The organism is Pontimonas salivibrio (genome assembly GCF_002950575.1).
In the GTDB taxonomy this organism is placed as follows: domain Bacteria; phylum Actinomycetota; class Actinomycetes; order Actinomycetales; family Microbacteriaceae; genus Pontimonas; species Pontimonas salivibrio.
On record NZ_CP026923.1, the window covers coordinates 110,929 to 130,157 of the forward strand.

At 54.9% G+C, this 19,229-nt stretch carries 15 protein-coding genes and 2 tRNA genes; 6 read left to right on the plus strand and 11 right to left on the minus strand.

Features of this window, described 5'->3' with window-relative positions:
* Nucleotides 1–151: 151 nt before the first annotated feature.
* From ppsA to C3B54_RS00615, 4 genes are read left to right on the plus strand one after another with little or no spacing between them, the layout of a single operon-like run.
* Nucleotides 152–2,530 (plus strand): phosphoenolpyruvate synthase, encoded by a 2,379-nt coding sequence (gene ppsA, locus C3B54_RS00600; RefSeq protein ID WP_104912781.1) that lies wholly within the window; start codon nt 152–154, stop codon nt 2,528–2,530.
* A gap of 7 nt (nt 2,531–2,537) precedes the next feature.
* On the plus strand, nt 2,538–3,371 hold the full coding sequence (locus C3B54_RS00605; RefSeq protein ID WP_104912782.1) for a pyruvate, water dikinase regulatory protein: 834 nt from the start codon (nt 2,538–2,540) through the stop codon (nt 3,369–3,371).
* A gap of 15 nt (nt 3,372–3,386) precedes the next feature.
* A complete protein-coding gene (locus C3B54_RS00610; protein WP_104912783.1) occupies nt 3,387–4,355 on the plus strand; it encodes a quinone oxidoreductase family protein in 969 nt (322 codons plus the stop codon).
* 52 nt (nt 4,356–4,407) lie between these two features.
* Nucleotides 4,408–5,901 (plus strand): glycosyltransferase family protein, encoded by a 1,494-nt coding sequence (locus tag C3B54_RS00615; RefSeq protein ID WP_104912784.1) that lies wholly within the window; start codon nt 4,408–4,410, stop codon nt 5,899–5,901.
* 31 nt (nt 5,902–5,932) lie between these two features.
* Here the strand turns inward: C3B54_RS00615 and C3B54_RS00620 are convergent, their stop codons facing one another.
* Nucleotides 5,933–6,328: a nuclear transport factor 2 family protein gene (locus C3B54_RS00620; RefSeq protein ID WP_104912785.1), complete on the minus strand. Its 396-nt coding sequence runs from the start codon at nt 6,326–6,328 to the stop codon at nt 5,933–5,935.
* A gap of 133 nt (nt 6,329–6,461) precedes the next feature.
* Between C3B54_RS00620 and C3B54_RS00625 the strand changes: the two genes are divergently transcribed.
* Nucleotides 6,462–7,274: a tryptophan-rich sensory protein gene (locus tag C3B54_RS00625; protein WP_104912786.1), complete on the plus strand. Its 813-nt coding sequence runs from the start codon at nt 6,462–6,464 to the stop codon at nt 7,272–7,274.
* A 140-nt stretch (nt 7,275–7,414) separates the two neighbouring features.
* Here C3B54_RS00625 and C3B54_RS09030 read toward each other — a convergent pair whose 3' ends face one another.
* On the minus strand, nt 7,415–7,909 hold the full coding sequence (locus C3B54_RS09030; protein WP_104912787.1) for a GNAT family N-acetyltransferase: 495 nt from the start codon (nt 7,907–7,909) through the stop codon (nt 7,415–7,417).
* A gap of 216 nt (nt 7,910–8,125) precedes the next feature.
* On the opposite strand from C3B54_RS09030, the gene C3B54_RS00635 reads away from it, so the two are divergent.
* Nucleotides 8,126–9,373 carry an MFS transporter gene (locus tag C3B54_RS00635; protein WP_104912788.1) on the plus strand — a complete coding sequence of 416 codons (1,248 nt, stop codon included), beginning with the start codon at nt 8,126–8,128 and terminating at the stop codon, nt 9,371–9,373.
* An 11-nt stretch (nt 9,374–9,384) separates the two neighbouring features.
* Here the strand turns inward: C3B54_RS00635 and C3B54_RS00640 are convergent.
* The 9 genes from C3B54_RS00640 to dnaA all read right to left on the minus strand — a co-directional run bounded on the left by C3B54_RS00640 (nt 9,385) and on the right by dnaA (nt 19,189).
* Nucleotides 9,385–9,457: transfer RNA gene (locus tag C3B54_RS00640), tRNA-Ala, on the minus strand.
* An 11-nt stretch (nt 9,458–9,468) separates the two neighbouring features.
* Nucleotides 9,469–9,542: transfer RNA gene (locus tag C3B54_RS00645), tRNA-Ile, on the minus strand.
* A gap of 51 nt (nt 9,543–9,593) precedes the next feature.
* Entirely contained in the window at nt 9,594–10,004 is a 411-nt protein-coding gene (locus tag C3B54_RS00650) for a DUF3566 domain-containing protein (protein ID WP_104912789.1), read from the minus strand.
* Nucleotides 10,001–12,532, minus strand: a complete 2,532-nt coding sequence (gyrA, locus tag C3B54_RS00655) for a DNA gyrase subunit A (protein WP_104912790.1) — start codon at nt 12,530–12,532, stop codon at nt 10,001–10,003. Before gyrA ends, C3B54_RS00650 begins: the two co-directional genes overlap by 4 nt.
* A 27-nt stretch (nt 12,533–12,559) precedes the next feature.
* On the minus strand, nt 12,560–14,524 hold the full coding sequence (gene gyrB, locus C3B54_RS00660; protein WP_104912791.1) for a DNA topoisomerase (ATP-hydrolyzing) subunit B: 1,965 nt from the start codon (nt 14,522–14,524) through the stop codon (nt 12,560–12,562).
* 148 nt (nt 14,525–14,672) lie between these two features.
* Nucleotides 14,673–15,161 carry a DciA family protein gene (locus C3B54_RS00665; RefSeq protein WP_104912792.1) on the minus strand — a complete coding sequence of 163 codons (489 nt, stop codon included), beginning with the start codon at nt 15,159–15,161 and terminating at the stop codon, nt 14,673–14,675.
* Nucleotides 15,154–16,269 carry a DNA replication/repair protein RecF gene (gene recF, locus C3B54_RS00670; protein WP_104912793.1) on the minus strand — a complete coding sequence of 372 codons (1,116 nt, stop codon included), beginning with the start codon at nt 16,267–16,269 and terminating at the stop codon, nt 15,154–15,156. The genes C3B54_RS00665 and recF overlap by 8 nt, the downstream gene beginning before the upstream one ends.
* Nucleotides 16,270–16,282: 13 nt before the next feature.
* On the minus strand, nt 16,283–17,425 hold the full coding sequence (dnaN, locus tag C3B54_RS00675; protein ID WP_104912794.1) for a DNA polymerase III subunit beta: 1,143 nt from the start codon (nt 17,423–17,425) through the stop codon (nt 16,283–16,285).
* Nucleotides 17,426–17,743: 318 nt separating this feature from the next.
* Entirely contained in the window at nt 17,744–19,189 is a 1,446-nt protein-coding gene (dnaA, locus tag C3B54_RS00680; RefSeq protein ID WP_425440306.1) for a chromosomal replication initiator protein DnaA, read from the minus strand.
* Nucleotides 19,190–19,229: the final 40 nt, after the last annotated feature.

The following is a 19,229-nucleotide window of genomic DNA, read 5'->3' on the forward strand; positions in this document are numbered from 1 at the left end:
GCTACACAACTGCCCGGAGCGAGATACACAGCCTGGTCGCCAACGACGGACACCGTGAATCAACACCTCACATCGAGTGAGAAAAGGCTGGCTTACTGAAAGTCCAGCCTGGACTCTGGAGACATTGAATAGTTATCCGTAGTCTGGCCACATGCGCCTAGTGAAGATGCTGACCGAGTTGTCTTTGACTGATGTACCCCAAGTGGGAGGCAAAAATGCGTCTTTGGGTGAGATGGCCCAACAGCTGGTTCCGTTAGGTGTGCGGGTTGCTGAAGGTTTCGCCACCACTGCCGATGCCTACCGGGAATACCTCGACTACAACGGGTTGACCGAGAAGATCGCAGAGACAATTGACGGCCTCGACGAAGAAGATGTTGCTGAGTTATCGAAAGTGGGCTCAGCCATTCGGGAAATAATTTTCGCCGGCTCCATTCCACCTGAACTAGAAGCAGATGTGCGCGCCGCATATGCCCAAATGGCCGAATCGCTCCCCAACGAGCAGGCTGCTTCCTGGGCGGTCCGCTCCAGTGCCACCGCCGAAGACCTCCCTGAAGCGTCGTTCGCGGGACAGCAAGAAACCTTCCTCAACGTCCGGGGCGAAGACGGAGTTTTAGAGGCTCTGCGCGGAGTTTTCGCGTCCCTTTACAACGACAGGGCAATTGCGTACCGAGTGCACCACGGTTTTGCACACGGTGAAGTCGCCATCTCTGCGGGTGTCCAACGAATGATTCGCTCTGATGTGGCTTCTTCCGGCGTGATGTTCACCGTCGATACCGAATCGGGTTTCGATGGGGCCGTCTTTATTACCTCCGCCTACGGTTTAGGTGAAGCTGTCGTCCAAGGTGCTGTCAGCCCCGACGAGTTTTACGTGTTTAAACCGACACTGCGCGAAGGCCACCGCTCCATCCTGCGTCGATCACTCGGCGAAAAGGCCGTCAAGATGATGTACACCGAAGACGCTGCGCTCGGCAAATCAATCGACTTTTTCGATGTCGACCCTGCACAGCGAGGCCAATTTTCCCTCACCGACGACGAAGTACTGGAACTAGCGCAGCATGCCGTCACCATTGAAGACCATTACGGGCGGGCGATGGATATTGAGTGGGCCAAAGACGGTGTTGATGGTCTGCTCTACATCCTCCAAGCCCGCCCGGAGACGGTCACCTCACAGCGACAGGGTCGAATTCAGGAAACATTCCACCTGAGCGAGAAGGGGCCGCTGCTGGTTGAGGGCCGCGCAATCGGTCAAAAAATTGGTCAAGGTCGGGCCACTGTGTTGGAGTCCATCGACCAGATGGTGAACTTCACCGAAGGCAACGTGTTAGTTGCAGATATGACCGACCCCGACTGGGAGCCGATCATGAAACGAGCTGCCGCCATCGTGACCAATCGTGGGGGTCGCACCTGCCATGCGGCGATTATCGCCAGAGAACTCGGCATACCTGCCGTGGTGGGCGCACTGGGTGCGACGGATTCGCTGCGTGATGCGGGGGATGTCACGGTGTCGTGTGCAGAGGGCGAAACCGGCTTTATCTACGAAGGTCTGCTTCCTGTTGAAGTGCAGGAGCGCTCGCTGGAAGCCTTGCCGGAGATTCCCGTCGACATCATGATGAACGTTGGTACACCCGACCAAGCTTTTTCCTTTTCTCACCTGCCCCATAAGGGAGTGGGTTTGGCCCGTCTGGAATTCATCATCAATCGGGAACTCGGTATTCACCCCCTCGCACTATTAGACCCCGATGGCCAGGATGCGAAAACCCGTGACGCGATTGTTCACAAGACGGCTCACTATCCCACGCCGAGGGATTTTTACGTGCAGACATTGGCCAGTGGTGTGGCGATGATTGCAGCCGCTTTTTACCCCCAACCGGTCATTGTTCGCATGTCGGACTTTAAAACCAACGAATACGCCAACCTTTTGGGCGGCGTGGCGTTCGAGCCCCATGAAGAAAACCCGATGATCGGTTTCCGCGGGGCATCTCGTTACACGTCGGAACACTTTCGCCCCGCGTTCGACATGGAATGTGACGCAATCCGCCATGTCAGAAACGATGTGGGGCTAACCAACGTCAAAATCATGATTCCTTTTGTCCGAACAGTGGACGAAATGATTGCCGTCAATGAACTTCTCGCCGGCCAAGGCCTCGCCCGGGGCGAGAATGGGCTGGAAGTGATCATGATGTGTGAAATTCCCTCCAACGTGGTGTTGGCCGACCAGTTTCTCGAACACGTTGATGGATACTCCATCGGCTCAAACGATTTGACCCAACTGACTTTGGGTCTCGACCGCGACTCAGGAATTGTTGCGGAACTGTTTGACGAGCGAAATGACGCGGTGACCAGACTGATGAGCCAGGCCATCACCGCATGCGTTGAACGGGGCAAATACATTGGAATCTGCGGGCAGGGACCGAGCGACCACCCAGAGTTAGCCATTTGGTTAGCAGATCAAGGAATTAGTTCGCTCTCACTCAACCCCGACAGTGTCGTTCCGGTATGGCAGCAACTGGCACAGCATTACGGAAAGTAGTGCCCCGGTGAGCGAGCCACAGCGTCGACCCGTCTTTTTCATTTCCGATGGCACCGGAATTACCGCAGAAACGTTAGGGAACTCTCTGCTCACCCAATTTGTGGGCCACTACGACAAACGCCGCTACCCGTTCGTCTTAGACACCACAGAGGCAGACCATGTGGTTCGCGAAGTACACACAGCGGCAGAACACTCGGAACCCATTGTGTTTCTCACGGTGATGGACCGTAATGTTCGCCACGCCTTAGAGGGTCTACCGGGAATCGTCATTGACCTGGTCAACCATGGCCTGGAAACACTAGAGAGTGCACTAGGCCAAACCGCGACCAGGCGCTATGGGCAAGCTCACGGAATTGCTGATGCGGAAACCTATCGCGACCGCATGGCCGCTGTGGAGTTCGCCCTCGAACACGATGACGGCCAATCGCTTCGAGTACTCGGACTATCCGACGTCGTTTTGGTCGGGCCCTCCCGTTGCGGCAAAACCCCCACCAGCATGTATTTGGCTATCCACCACGGTGTGCGGGCATCAAACTACCCACTGCTCGATGAAGACTTTGACGCTCAAGTGCTACCCGAAAGCCTCCGCGAACTGCATGGCACACTGTATGGTTTGGTCTCTTCACCGCAACACCTCCACCAAGTGCGCACTGAACGCAGACCGCACTCCACCTATGCCTCGCTCGAACAGTGCCGGTTTGAAATTTCTGCCGCCAAACGCCTGTTTGCCGCACACGACATTCCCTACCTAGACACCAGCACACGGTCGATCGAAGAAATTTCTACCGTGATTCTGGGTTTCCTTCACCGCTTGAACTCTGACAATCGTTTTGTTCCGTAGTGCAACAATGGCGTGATGCGGGCAATACAGATTTCACACACCGGTGGGCCTGACGTTCTGGAATATGTGGAACTGGATCCACCCTCAGCGGGAGACAACGAAGTCGTCGTCAAGGTTCACGCCATCGGCGTGAACTACATCGACACCTACCACCGAGAAGGTGCCTACCCGCTGCCACTGCCTTTCACCCCTGGTCAAGAAGGCGCCGGCGAGGTTGTGGAGGTTGGTCCGGGCATTTCCGAATGGTCGGTTGGTGACCGAGTCTGTTGGGCAATGGTCGGTGGTAGTTACGCCGAATACGTTGCCGTCCCCCTTGAGGCGTTGAACAAGGTGCCGGATTCCATTGATTTTTCCCAAGCAGCAGCCGCGATGCTTCAAGGTCTGACAGCGCACTACCTGTGCACCAATGTTTACCCTGTCGACCAGCACACCACTGCGGTAGTACACGCTGTCGCCGGCGGTGTCGGACTGTTACTCACCCAAATGATTCGCTCCAGGGGCGGGACAGTCATTGGGACGACGTCGAGCGCCGAAAAAGCACAGCGGGGCGTCGACGCGGGAGCCCAGCATGTCATTCGCTACGACAAAGAACCGTGGGCCGAGAGGGTTCAAGAGATCACAGGTGGCCGGGGAGTGGATGTTGTCTATGACGGCGTCGGTAAGGACACCTTTGAGGGCAGCCTTTCTAGCCTGCGCCCGCGGGGAACACTCGCTCTCTACGGGGCTGCCAGTGGGCCGGTGCCACCTTTTGACTTACAACGTTTAGGGGCACTGGGATCACTGATCGTGACCCGGCCCACTCTCGGTCATTTCATGGCCGACCACACAGAGCGAGCGTGGCGAACCAGTGAACTGTTCGGTGCGATCGAGTCGGGCCAGCTCAATGTAAGCATTGCCGCCAGCTTTGCCCTGTCTGATGCTCCTGAGGGACATCGGGCGATTCAATCCAGAGACTATTCGGGCAAAATTCTCCTCATTCCGTAACACCGAATCAGCAACGCGTGCAAAAGCGAGCGCTCGGTAGGCTTGGAAGGTTATGAAAAGGCTCCGTACGCTGCGCACACGGTTCACAAGAACACTCAACCTTGCCCAGCACAAGCTTCGGGCTCTTTTTCGTGGACACCCTGCGACCCACGTGATTGTGACCGGTTCGGACCTGCCGAGCCTGCACTACCTGGTTGAAGAAATCCGGCGCGTGGCGCCGGCGCTGAATCTTCCGGAAGATCCCACAACGGCCAGTGCCTTTCAGGATGATTTTCGGCCAGTGGTCTGGTCGTGGCACCCGGATGACAGCACACGCGCGAAAGAGCTAGTGAGCGATGTGGGCCGCTACCGACGCATTGTCCTGATCGCCACAAGCGCTGATCCTCGCGACAGCGTGTGCGCGAGTGATCCGCGGCTGCCTCATCAGTTTGTTGACAGTTTTGACTACCGTTTCCGGTTCGGCGCTGATGGCAGAAAGAGTTTCACCGGGCCAGGCGTGCTCGCGCGGATCGCTGGCCTCGACCAATGGGCCGAGCAACACCAGGCAAACCTTTTGACAATGACACGATCTGAACTCGAATCCGATCCGGGCAGTGTCATCGAATCACTCGTCAATGTCCTCGGCGAAAAAAACCGTTACCCCCACGCAGCATTGACTGCTCTCACAGAGCACATGATCTCGATGCCGCCCACCGCGGCATGGACAGGCAAAGACAGCACAACCCGTCGGGTTGTCCAACAAATTGCCTTGAGTCCCGAACTGGAGGCACGAGCGGTCGAGATGGGCTACCCGCAGGCAGAAAATCTGTTGCCTCCCCAGTCACGTCGGGTTGAGCCGACCTCCGGAACAGTCATCGCGTTTCATACCCCTGATGAGGTGTATCGCGCGGAAGCGGCCAGGCTTAAGTCAACGTTGGATCGTCTGGGGCTGGAGTACCACTTCTTTGAAGTAGAACCGGAAAAGAATTGGGTGCGAACGACACTATTAAAACCCCTGTGGATGTCTCAAGCGCGGGAAAGTCTAGATGGTCCGCTTCTCTACATTGACGTGGACGCGTTTGTCCACGAAGATCCTTGGCCTTATTTGAACCATTACGACGGTGACCTTGCCGCGGTCTACAACAACGGCATCCTTAATAGCGCCACCATCTGGATTAATGACACTCCTGGCGCAGCGGAAATTCTCAAAAGGTGGGTGGAAAAATCTGACCTTCGTCGCGACGGAGACTCAGGTGAACTGCAGCAGACAGGCGAAGATTCGGACCAAACAGTCCTGCGCGACATTGTTGATCAGGCAGAAATGAACGGCGATAGCGGTTTTGTGTTCCAACGACTTCCCGACAACCTCGCCTACATTTTCGACTCTACAAAAACCGAATGGCTCGTCGGACCCGTCCTCATCGAACAGCTCCAGGCAAGCCGCGAGTCAACCCGCAATGAAAAACGCCTTGCCCGCCGGCGAGAGCGCCTACGCGAACTCGAGATGAGTGTAGGCGAGGGCACTCGCAGCGAGTCGCCAGAAAAGGCTTCGACCGAAGAGGGATAGCGGGTTCGAGCCTTACCGCCGGAGCAAAAAATTACCATCTGGAATCGCCAACCTTCTCCCACATTTTTGCCACAACCCACCATTGACCGTCAAGGTAAGAAAGGTTCAGGTAGTCCTGCATTACCCCGCCAAACATTTCGAGTTGCATTTTCAACAGGGCAAGTGTGGGTGAAATCTGATCGAAGCCAAGAATCTCATCACGGCGGGGGTTGCCGAGTTCGGCAGGAGATTGGCGCGCCACGACAGCTTCGCGGTACATGGCACACGGCCGAATGTTCAACTGCCCATCGACCACTCCATAAAGGACTGAGTCGGGGTGGAAAACCCGATCGAACACGTCCATATCTTGATGGTGCATGAGGTCGAAATAGTCACGTGCGAGGGCGTGAATCTCGGCAGGAAGGGCGTCAATAGTGAGAGGGTTCATACTGTGAAGGGTAGGCCCTGTGTGTATCCAGCACTCGTTGTATTCGGCTTGCCCACATATCAGCCAATGACCGGCCAGTCGTTGGGGTAGCGCCGCCCTGGTGTCAATCACCCCAGCGTGATTGACTGGCGTTATGACCCAGCAACGTTTTCTCCGAATTTTCGCGGCCATTGCTTACGTGTTCATGATTGTGATGAATACTCTGGCGACCACCCTTCCCCTTAATGGCATCCCCACGGGTGATATTTCGGACAAATACGACACACTGTTTGCCCCCATCGGGTTTACGTTCTCAATCTGGGGCGTCATCTACCTCCTTTTAGGTATCTACACTGTGGGCCAGTTGGTGCGCACCAACAGTGTGATTGACAGAATCACCCCGTGGTTTATTGCCAGCAGTCTGCTAAACGCTTCTTGGATTGTGATCTGGCACTTTGAAGTGTTGTGGTTGGCGCTGCTGATCATTATCGGTCTGCTGTACACCTTGATTCGCATCAACCAGGTCACCACCTCTGAGCGTGTGGACTGGCCCAACACCTTGGCGGTACGCCTACCGTTTGCCGTGTACTTCGGCTGGGTTACTGTCGCGACCGTGGCGAACGTTTCGGCCATGCTGGTCCAGTGGGGTTGGCAGGGCGAAGGCTTCTGGGGCCCCACAGGTTGGACTGTGGCCGTGTTGATTGTGGCGGCTACGATTGGTACCACTGTCGCATTGATCAACGCTTCCCCCGCTTATGCCCTGGTATTGGTCTGGGCCTATTGGGGCATACTCGCCAGACACCTCTCACCCGAGGAGTGGAATCAGGAATACCCGGGAGTAATCCTTTCGCTCCAAGTGTTACTGCCGTTATTGGCTCTTGTGAGCGTGGTGGCATTGGTCCGGTGGGCCCGAAAGCCAGTAACACCACTACCCACGGCATCTTTGTGGGCGAAGCGGACCACGTAGGTCTGGTACCGGGCTTTCCCCGACTAGTTTCGCGGACAATATCCCTGAAATCGGATTTTGTGGAGCCTAATCGGCTCACAAGCCCTCTACATCGGCTTGTTTGAGGCGCTGTTTTGGGAAATTACAACAATAAATTACAACTATCTCTGGCTGAGCGACTTTCGGAGAAGCACCCTGTCTTCGCCCGCCCCGTCGTAGTCCCTCACGCCTTGCGCCTCGCTCGGTAACGCGGTCGACCCATTTGGCTCCACCGCCACAAAACCGAGTGCCTCGTGGAACGCCAAAGAGCTCTGGTTCGACGGAGAAGTCACGGCTTCGATGTTTGAGCACCCAACAGACACAACCTGTTCTTCGAAATGTTGATATAGTCGCCGCCCGAGCCCTCTGCCCCTCTGTGTAGGGTCGACTCCTATGAAATGAACGTAAGCGGTTGCCTCGTCATTGTTTTGGACGTAGCCCACCAGAAATCCAACTGGTCGTCCTTCGTCATCCCGCACCGCGAAGCAGGTTTCCGAGAAATGCTTGAACCAGAGTCGGGGGAGCATGGCTGACATTGATCGGCCACCCCACCATTCGTCGAGGCGAGCCGACAGATAGTCAAAGTCCGCTTCCGTCAGCTGAGTGATGCCAATCATCTTCTTAGTCAAGCAGACAGCTACAGATCATCAAATTGTGGAGCCTAGTTGGATCCACTCGCCCCTACATCGGCTTGTATAAGCCTCTGTTTTTACAAATTACAACTAAAAATTACAACTATTCCAGTCAGTCTCTGTCACTATCTCAATATTGCGTCCACAGTCCGGAATACGACTACGCCGATTTTGCAAACACCGACGAACTAGACTTTCGCAATGAAAAGAATTCACCCCGCTTGGATTGTCGGTGGTGTTACTTTTCTGACGCTCATCGCCGCTGCTGCTTTTCGCTCAACGACTTCGGTCATGTTCGTGCCTCTCGAAACGGAATTCGCCTGGACACGAACTCAAACATCTGCTGCGGTCACACTAAATCTCATTTTCTATGGCCTGACAGCTCCATTTGCTGCCGTATTCATGGAGAAGTATTCGGTAAAGAAAGTCGCTCTTGCCGCACTCGGACTAATTGGGCTGGGAACTGTACTGACTGTTTGGATGACCAGCCTCTGGCAACTAGTTCTTTACTGGGGAGTGATGGTCGGGGCAGGGACAGGAGGCCTTGCTCTCGTGTTTGCCTCAATTGTCGCTAACCGTTGGTTCGTCAAACGCCGAGGGCTCGTGACGGGAATCTTTTCGGCTGCATACGCAACGGGTCAACTTGTCTTTCTTCCCCTCATCGCCAACATGGTCACACAACTCGGTTGGCGAACAGGCTCGCTGATTGTCGCGGGATTTGTGGCGGTGGTAATACCCATCTTCATTCTGTTTTTTAAAAATAGCCCTGCGGAAGCCAACAGCTCGGCATATGGGGCGACGGCGGATGAACCCACCTACACAGAAGCCCCGAGAAGCCTTCTGGACACTTTTACAGTTTTGTTTGAAGTTGCTAGAACCCGGCAATTCTGGGTACTGAGCGGGACGTTTTTTGTGTGCGGTTGGACGACAAACGGACTTATCGGGGCACACTTCATCCCAGCTGCTCATGACCACGGAATGCCTGCTACCACAGCAGCTGGGCTCCTGGCAGTCGTCGGCATCTTTGACTTCGTCGGGACAATCCTTTCTGGGTGGCTAACCGATCGTTTCGATTCTCGAATTCTGCTCGTCATTTACTACGGGCTCAGAGGTCTCGCTCTGTTCTCCGTGCCGTTCGTCCTTGGGCCGACTGTAGAGCCGCCTCTCCTCTTCTTTGTCGTTTTTTATGGGCTGGACTGGATTGCGACTGTGCCGCCGACAATCGAGCTGATCCGACGATATTTCGGACTTGGCAAGACGGGAATCGTTTGGGGATGGGTCTTTGCAAGCCACATGGTCGGTGCGGGCGTCGCAGCAACCTATGCAGGGGTGATTCGTGATCTTGAAGGAAGCTATTTCCTCGCATGGATTACTGCAGCTGTCCTCTGCTTAGTTGCGGTCGCTGCTTTCTGGCTACTTCGGAAAGATGATGTTGCACCGAAACGATAAGTGTTGCTTTGTGGAGCCTAGGGGAATCGAACCCCTGACCTCCTGCTTGCAAAGCAGGCGCTCTACCAATTGAGCTAAGGCCCCTTAGTAAGGGGTGGGGCTACCAGGACTTGAACCTGGGACCTCTTCGTTATCAGCGAAGCGCTCTAACCGCCTGAGCTATAGCCCCGAACCGGATAAGAGCGTAGCGCAGGTTGCGCCCGCTCTCACAATCAGGCCACTAATTTGATTGGAAACCCAGTAGGTAACCCCCTGTGATTTTCGCAATCGCGTTGTAGATGAGGGCTCCGAGTGAACCCAGAACAGTGATCGACACGAGGTTTATTACCGCACTGACCAACGAGAGGGCAAACACCTGGGAAAACTCAAGAAGCGCAAGAATTCCGCCAGCACCCTCACCCAAAATGTCGGAAATCACTCCCTCGAGCGCGCCTAAAATGCCGGTGGCATTCAAAATGCCCCAAATCGCAATGTTCAACACCAAAATGGCGACGGCAACAACGACCGCCACCATCGCCGACACTTTCACCGCGGACCACAGGTCAATGTAGGTCAGGCGCAAGCGCACCTGTTTCACGGGTGCGGGAGCTGGCTTGGTTTGGCGCATCTGCGGTGCAGCGGCTTCGGTCATGGGGTTGTCTCCTCAGCGGGCTGGTCATCTGACTCCTCGAGAGTACTATCCTCAACCTCCGCCTCGATGACCTGCTCACTGCTCCTGGCGATGGCAAGCACTTTGTCTTCGTCAACGAGGCGACAGAATACGACCCCCATCGTGTCGCGGCCTTTTGCCGGCACTTCGGAGACCACACTTCGTACGACCTTGCCGCTTTCCAAGACGACCAATACTTCATCGTCTTCGCCAACAATCAACCCACCCGCGAGGTTTCCCCGGCTATCGCTCAGTTTGGCGATTTTGATCCCCATGCCGCCACGGCCTTGTTGGCGGTACTGGCCGACCGCGGTGCGCTTGGCGTAACCGCCTTCGGTGACCACGAAGACATACCAATCGTCATTAACAACGTCGGCAGTTAGTAGCTCATCGTCCCCACGGAAGTGCATTCCAATCACACCTGCGGTAGCTCGACCCATCGGACGAAGCGCGTCGTCGGTTGCACTAAAGCGCAGAGATTGCCCGGCTCTAGAAATCAGCATGATGTCCTCGTCAGCGTTGACCAACAAAGCACGGACTACTTCATCGCCTTCGCGGAGGTTGATGGCAATGACTCCACCCTGGCGGGGGGTGTCATAGGTGGTGAGCGCAGTCTTTTTGACCATTCCCTGCTTAGTGGCGAGCACCAGGTACTGAGCCACCTCGTAATCGGGGATATCCAACACTTGAGCGACATGCTCATCGGGTTGAAGAGCTAAGACATTGGCCACGTGCTGGCCTTTGGCATCCCGGCCGGCTTCAGCGATTTCGTAAGCTTTCGCGCGATACACCCGGCCAAGGTTGGTGAAAAACAGCAACCATCTGTGGGTACTGGTCACAAAGAAGTGTTCGACGACATCATCGGAGCGCAGCTGGGCGCCGCGAATACCTTTACCGCCTCGGTGTTGACGGCGGTAAGAATCCGCCCGAGTGCGTTTGATGTAACCGCCGCGGGTGAGGGTGACGACCATTTGCTCATCCGGGATGAGGTCCTCGTAGCGCATTTCAGGGTCAAACCCGGCGAGGATTTCGGTCCGACGGTCATCGCCAAACCGGTCCACCACATCGGTCAATTCTTCGACGATGATTTCCCTTTGGCGCTCTGGACTGCCCAGGATCACCTTGTATCCAGCGATTTCTTTTTCCAACTCGGCAGCTTGGTCGAGAATTTTTTGTCTCTCAAGAGCTGCCAAGCGCCGCAGTTGGAGGTTCAGGATTGCGGTGGCCTGTTCATCATCAACACCAAGAAGCTGTTGAAGACCTGTTTTCGCGTCGTCCACTGTGGGAGATTTACGGATCAGGTCGATTACCGCGTCGAGGGCATCCAAGGCCAGAAGGTAACCCTTCAGGATGTGCCAGTCGGCTTCAGCTTTCGCCAAGCGATACTGCGTGCGACGGACAATCACTTCGACTTGGTGATCAGACCAATAACGGATGAATTGGTCGACTCGAAGGGTCTTGGGGACGCCATCCACAATGGCCAACATGTTTGCGCCAAAGTTTTCTTGCAATTGGGTGTGCTTGTACAGGTTGTTCAGCACCACTTGGGCAACCGCGTCGCGCTTGAGAACAATCACCAGACGCTGGCCGGTGCGACCAGAGGTTTCATCGCGAATGTCGGCGATGCCGGCAATCTTGCCCTCTTTGACAAGCTCAGCAATACGCATGGCCAGGTTGTCGGGGTTTACCTGATATGGCAACTGGGTGACGACAAGGACTGTCCGCCCGCCCTGTTCCTCCACGCTGACCACAGCGCGCATGGTGATTGAGCCGCGACCGGTTCGGTAGGCATCGTGAATGCCCTTACTACCCAAAATCTGGGCACCGGTGGGGAAATCAGGGCCTTTGATTCTCTCAATGCACGCCTCCAGCAGTTCCTCTGGGGCGGCATCCGGGTGTTGAAGGTGCCAGGTGGCAGCATCAGCAATTTCTCGGAGGTTGTGCGGCGGGATATTGGTGGCCATTCCCACCGCAATACCCACGGAACCGTTCGCTAAAAGGTTCGGAAAGCGACTGGGCAAAATGGTGGGCTCTTCAGTTCGCCCGTCATAGTTGTCTTGGAAATCGACAGTGTCTTCGTCGATATCGCGAACCATTTCCATGGCGAGCGGCGCCATGCGTGTTTCGGTGTACCTCGGTGCTGCAGCCCCGTCGTTACCGGGTGAGCCGAAGTTTCCTTGGCCGGAAGCTAACGGGTAGCGCATCGACCAGGGTTGCACCAGTCGCACCAGGGCGTCGTAAATAGCGGAGTCGCCGTGAGGGTGGTACTTACCCATGACGTCACCCACAACGCGAGAACATTTCGAGAACGCTTTGTCGGGACGGTACCCACCGTCAAACATCGCGTAGAGCACCCGGCGGTGGACGGGTTTTAACCCGTCCCGTACATCGGGGAGTGCTCGACCCACGATGACGCTCATCGCGTAGTCCAGGTAAGAGCGCTGCATCTCTAATTGCAGGTCCACCTGATCGATGCGGTCGGTGGGTCCTTCTACGGTGCTGTCTGCCACAATGCCTCCTCCGGCTACGGAGTGTGTCTAGATATCGAGAAAACGGACGTCTTTAGCGTTTTGTTGAATGAAAGCCCGGCGGGATTCCACGTCGTCACCCATGAGGGTGGTGAAAATGGTGTCGGCGATGGCCGCATCGTCAAGGGTCACTTGAAGCAGGGTGCGGCTTTCGGGATTCATCGTTGTTTCCCACAGCTCTTGGTGGTTCATCTCACCTAAACCTTTGTAGCGTTGGATGTAGTTGTCTTTGGGAAGTTTGCGACCCGCCTTTTTGCCCTCTTCCATCAGGGCGTCACGTTCGCGGTCACTGAAGACAAATTCGTGTTCCGCGTTTGACCATTTGATTCGATACAGCGGTGGCTGCGCCAGGTAGACATAACCCTGTTCGATGAGTGGGCGCATATAGCGAAAAAGGAGGGTCAGCAACAGTGTGGTGATGTGTTGGCCATCCACGTCAGCATCCGCCATCAGAACAATTTTGTGGTACCTGACTTTGTCAATGTCGAAATCTTCACCGATTCCCGCTCCGAAGGCCGTAATCATCCCTTGGACTTCGGTGTTGCCCATTGCCCGATCGAGTCGGGCTTTTTCCACATTCAGGATTTTTCCGCGAATGGGCAAAATGGCTTGTGTTTCAGGGTCTCGGCCCTGGACGGCGCTACCCCCTGCAGAGTCACCCTCGACAATGAAAATTTCACTGTTGGACGGGTCTTTACTTTGGCAATCCTTCAACTTTCCGGGCATTCCACCTGACTCTAGAAGTCCTTTACGTCTGGTGTTTTCCCTCGCTTTGCGCGCGGCGATACGCGCTTGCGATGCACCGATGGCTTTTCGCACAATGTCTTTTGCCAGTGCGGGGTTTCGCTCAAACCAGTCACCGAGCGCATCAGTGGTGGTCTTTTGCACGAAAGATTTGGCTTCCGTGTTACCCAATTTGGTCTTTGTTTGACCTTCAAACTGTGGTTCACCGAGTTTGATGGAGACCACTGCGGTGAGGCCTTCTCGAACATCCTCACCGGTGAGGTTTTCATCTTTTTCACGGAGTAAATTATTTGCCCTGGCGTATCGGTTGATCAACGAGGTGAGTGCCGCTCGAAAACCCTCTTCGTGGGTTCCCCCCTCATGGGTGTTAATGGTGTTGGCGTACGTGTGAACGCTTTCGGAAAATCCTTCCGTCCACTGCATCGCGACTTCCAATGCAATGGTGGCGTCGGGGTCTTCGCGTTCGAAAGAAATGATTTCGTCGTGAACGGCGTCCGTTTTTTTCGATGAGTTCAGGTGGCTGACGTAGTCCATCAGTCCGTTGTCATATTTGAACTGATCACTGCGACCCTCGGCGCCATCGCGCTCATCAACGAGGGAAATCAGGAGGCCTTTGTTCAAAAAGCCCATCTGTTGAAAACGGGTCCGCAGCGTTTCGTAGTCAAAATCTGTCGTTTCAAAGACATCGGAGCTCGGCCAAAAGGTAATGGTGGTGCCCGTTTCGTCAGCTTTGCCGCCCATTGCCAGAGGCGCATCAGGAACACCGACCGAGTAACTCTGAGTCCAGAGGTTTCCTTGGCGACGAACTTCAACGTGAAGTTTTTCGGAAAGGGCATTGACCACACTGGAGCCGACGCCGTGCAAACCACCAGAGACCGCGTAACCGCCGCCGCCAAATTTTCCACCCGCGTGGAGTGTGGTCAACACCACTTCAACGGTGGAGCGTTTTTCGACGGGGTGTTCGTCAACAGGAATACCCCGTCCGTCATCGCTGACCCGCACAGCGCCATCGGGGAGGATGCGCACGTCAATGCTTGTGCAGTGACCGGCGAGGGCTTCATCAACTGAGTTGTCGACAATTTCGTACACCAAGTGGTGCAAACCGCGGGGTCCAGTAGACCCGATATACATGCCGGGGCGTTTGCGGACCGCTTCAAGGCCCTCGAGAACTTGAATGTCGCTCGCGCCGTAAGAGGGTTCCTGCTTGTTATTCTTCGGCTCAGACGACATATTTCAGTTAGCTCCTACAGTGGTCAGAAACCGGATTTCCAACCCCCACGGATTTCAAGGGCTAGACGGCTTCCAGTCTATCCCAGACCCCCTGCTAATACGGGGATATATGACCACCCTTAGACGTTTCTCTCACGCTATTCTGCGGCTAACCGTAGGTGTCTCTAGGGCCCCTCCCGGGCACACTGCGCGGTCCTTTTCTCCAACTGGGCGTGCCAGGAGCTTTGACGATGATTTTTTCGATTTGCGCTTCAGGTACTTTCTCGCCGAAACGCACAAGAAGTTCGTGGCGCATCATGCGCAACTGTGTGGCCCACGCCGAGGAATCACAGGAGACAGTGAGCGTTCCGGCGTTGATATCGACCACTTCTGTATGTTCGGCGATGTTTTCTCCCACCAACTCCGGCCAATGCAACGCAATCGAAGCTTCCGCCATCGAAGACGACCACCCCATGTCTTTGCTTAATTTGTCCATTGCGCCTGACACCGAATGGGGGTCGCGTCCTGGCTGGAACGGTTGATCTTCGTCCGGAATAACCCTGTGTCTAGTGGGTCGGCGGTCACCAAAAACGTGTCGAAAATGGCGATACACCCGTGAGGGTTCACCGGATGTGCGAGCCATACCGCGCTCAGTCACGGACCCTCACTTCCCCCGCCACAACATCAAACACCCGACCACTAAATGATTCTGGAACGTCTTCCCAGACGGCTGCAGTGACGAGGACTTGTTCATAATCGGCCACTAAACGCTCGAGAGTTCCCCGACGAGACCGGTCAAGTTCCGCGAACACATCATCCAAAATCATGACCGGATCACCGGCTGAAGAATCTGCCCGGTATAAAACGGCTTGCGCCATGCGCAGCCCCAACGCCAGAGACCAGGCCTCTCCTTGACTGGAATGGGTGCGAGAGGGTAGCCCGTTGAGCGTGAGGGATAAATCATCTCGGTGGGGACCCACAAGAGTCATTCCGCGCTCCCACTCGGCCTTAGCGTTGCTCACTAACTGAGACTGATAATGCCCATGCAAATCATCACTCAGGACACCATCCTCATCGACTGCGGCAGAGTCCAGACTTAACGAGACAGTGTTATCCGCTGCGATAGTCGAATAGGCATCCATCACCGCCGGCTCTAACTGACGAAGTAGTTGCAGACGGGCTGTTGTATAAGCGCCGGCAAGGTCAACGAAAGCATCATCCCACCCTCGAAGAGTCGACTGGAGTTCCGGGGTTACCCGACCACGATGCGATTTCAACAGTGCATTTCGTTGTTTGACGACGCGTTCATAATCAGCCACGATTGCCGCGGTTGCGGGGCGCTGTGAAATCATCGTTGTATCGAGATAGCGTCGTCGGCCCGCTGGCTCACCCCTGATGAGAGACAGATCCTCAGGGGTGAACAACACCGCTTTCACCCAACCGGATAGATCACCCATCGCGACCGGGTTTCCGCCGAGCTTCGCGCGGTTTGCCCCGCGGAGCGAGACCTCACACGCGACATCAGCGTGGCGATCCTCGTGATTTACCCGCGCTCTGACCGTAGCCTTGTCGTGACCTTCTTGAACGAGCGCCCGGTCTTGTGAAACCCGGTGGGAGGACTGATAAGCCAAATAGCCAATCGCTTCGACAAGGTTTGTTTTTCCTTGACCGTTAGAACCGACAAAGACACTCACACCCGGAGTCAGCGACAGCCCAGTGTGGGAGTGGTTACGAAAGTGATGCAGCTCTAATTCAGAGACCCACAAGGCCTGCCACCGACTAGCGCATCAACAGGTTAGGTTGGAGCAAGTAGCGATAAGACGCTTCCTGATCCCCCTCACGAGAAGTTTGGGCAGTGATGAGTACTGGACCCGGTTTGTTCGGGTTGTCCGTTGGGCTAAATCCCACCCGAGCAAACTCACTACCAGTGTGACTGAGGCCATCAATCAGAAACTGCGGTTTCAGTGACACGACACAGTCTTCTCCGACCAAATGGCCGTCGGTGGTTTCAGAAGCTTGGGCTTGTTCGGACCCCAAGGCTTCCAACATCACGCCATCAGCGCTAAAGCTGTATCGCAGTGGGGCTTCACGCTCAACAACTAATCCCACACGTCTGGTTGCTTCAATCAATTCCGCGGTATTGACTACGCAGTAGTTGTCGACGCTTTCCGGAAATAACCGCTGTACTGGTGGAAAGCTGCCCTTGATCAGCAGTGACGTGACTGTTTTATCGTCAGCACTGAAGGCGACTAATTCCCGCTCAGCTCCCGTCATGATGGTGATGTTCACCTTGTCGGCATTCTGGAAAGTCTTACCTACCTCGGACAATGTTTTCGAGGGGACGAGTGCGCTGACCTCTAGTCCGGATTCGCTACTTGCCCAGGGCATTTCCCGCACCGCGACGCGGTACCGGTCGGTGGCCATCAACGCCAAGTTTTCATCAGTGATGTGAAGAAGGACGCCGGTGATTACCGGCGTAACATCGTCGCGTGACGCAGCCGGACTTACTTGTGCGATCGCGTGTCCGAAATCGTCACCGGATACTTCACCTGATACTCCCGATACTTCCGGCAGTTGCGGGTACTCCTCAATGGGCATCGTGAGCAAGCTGAATTTCGCCGAACCGCACACCACTTTCATGGATGATCCGTCAAGTTCGAGAGTCACGTCTTGTTGGGGTAGGCGCTGAGCAATGTCGGAGAGTAAACGGCCAGACACGAGGACGTGGCCGGGGTGTTGAATGTCTGCGGCGACGCTCGTGCGTGCGGACACTTCGTAATCAAAAGAGGACAGTGTCAATGAGTCTTGATCCGCGTGAAGGAGAACACCACTCAGGATGGGCAGGGTGGTGCGCTGGGGTAACAGCTTCACGGCAAAGCTCACCGCATCAGCAAATACATCGCGGTGCACAGTGAGTTTCACGGGCAACGACCTTTCTCAAACGTTCCACGATTGTCGCACATTGTGCCGAAGGCAGTGAGGTAAAGGTTCGTGGGATGTCATTTCTTCTTATTACTTAAGAGGTAACAGTAATAACCGTTGTGGAAATCGTGGATAGTCTGCGCTGTTCGTTGAAAAGTGTCCTGAACCACATGCGTGAAAGTTGTGTAGTTCATGGTGATAGAGGAGTTGCAACCTATTACTTCAGTGTCGTCGAATTATTCGTTATCCACAAGATGTGTTGAGTTTCCACAGATTTGACTATTTATCCACAGGGCTTATCCAAAGTGGTCACACTTTTTAGTAAGCGTACTTCTGTTTGATGCGGCTGGTCAGTTCCGTGACCTGGTTATAAATACTCCGGCGCTCTTTCATGAGGTCGCTGATTTTCTTATTGGCATACATCACGGTGGTGTGATCTCGATTTCCGAAGAGCTGACCGATTTTGGGTAGAGAAAGGTTTGTGAGTTCTCGGCACAGGTACATCGCGATTTGTCTGGCGAGCGCAATAGTTTGCGAACGCGACGAACCGTAAAGGTCCTCCACGGTGAGTTCAAAGTACTGAGCGGTTTGGGCGATGATTTCGGTCGGTGCAATGACGTTTGCTTCTTCCGACAACATGAGGTCTTTCATCACCGTTTGGACAAGTGCCATCGTGATGTCGGAACCGTTCAGGTTGGCGAAGGCGGTGACCCGGATAAGAGCACCCTCTAACTCCCGGATGTTGGTGGAGACTTTCGAGGCCATGTGTTCTAATACGTCGTCACCAATATTGAGCGACTCACTTGATGCTTTTTTCCGCAAAATCGCAATTCGTGTTTCGAGGTCTGGTGCTTGGACGTCGGTAATCAGCCCCCACTCAAATCGGGTCCGCATGCGGTCCTCGAACCCGGTGAGTTGTTTTGGGGGAAGATCACTGGTCACAACGACCTGTTTGTTGTGGTCGTGGAGTGTATTGAACGTGTGAAAGAAAGCCTCCTGGGTGGAGTCTTTCCCTTGTAAAAACTGGATGTCGTCGATTAAGAGGACATCCACTTCGCGGTAGCGGTTTTGAAACTCGTGCGACCTGTTGTTGGCGATGGCGTTAATGAAGTCATTGGTGAATTCTTCGGAGCTGACGTATTTCACACGGATGCCTTTGTAAAGGTTTTGCGTGTAATGGCCAATGGCGTGAAGGAGGTGGGTTTTCCCCAAACCACTTCCACCATAAATAAAGAGAGGGTTATACGCCTTAGCGGGTGCTTCAGCGACGGCGACAGCGGCCGCATGGGAGAAACGGTTGGAAGGCCCAATGACGAAACTGTCGAAAGTGTATTTGTCATTGAGCCGCGTGTAGGGCGCACTGGTGATCGGCTGTGTGGGTGTGGGGTCCACGGCAATCAGATCTGCCTCAGGGTCGCTCGGTCCGAGAGGGTTTGGTGTCGGATTGATACTGGTTTCAATCTCGGGGTTCACCACTAGCGCAAAGTTTTGAATGTCGTTGTCTTCGATGGTTTCCATCGCTGACATGAGAGGAATGCGCACTCGCTGCTCCAGCATTCCGCGAGTGAGTTCGTTGGGTACTTCGAGATACAGGATGTTGGCAAGTACTCCTCGAGGTTTCACCAGGTCGAGGAAGCCACGCAGCTGCGGGGTAATTCGGTTATCAGTAGCAAGGTGAGCGAGGACCGACGTCCAGTAGGCATCAATGTCGTAATCTGCTTCAGCCACGTTTGGCTCCTTCTCCTGTGGATAACTCGTGGTCACTCTATTCGTCGTCGCCCTATGCCGACAATGAAAGACGGGA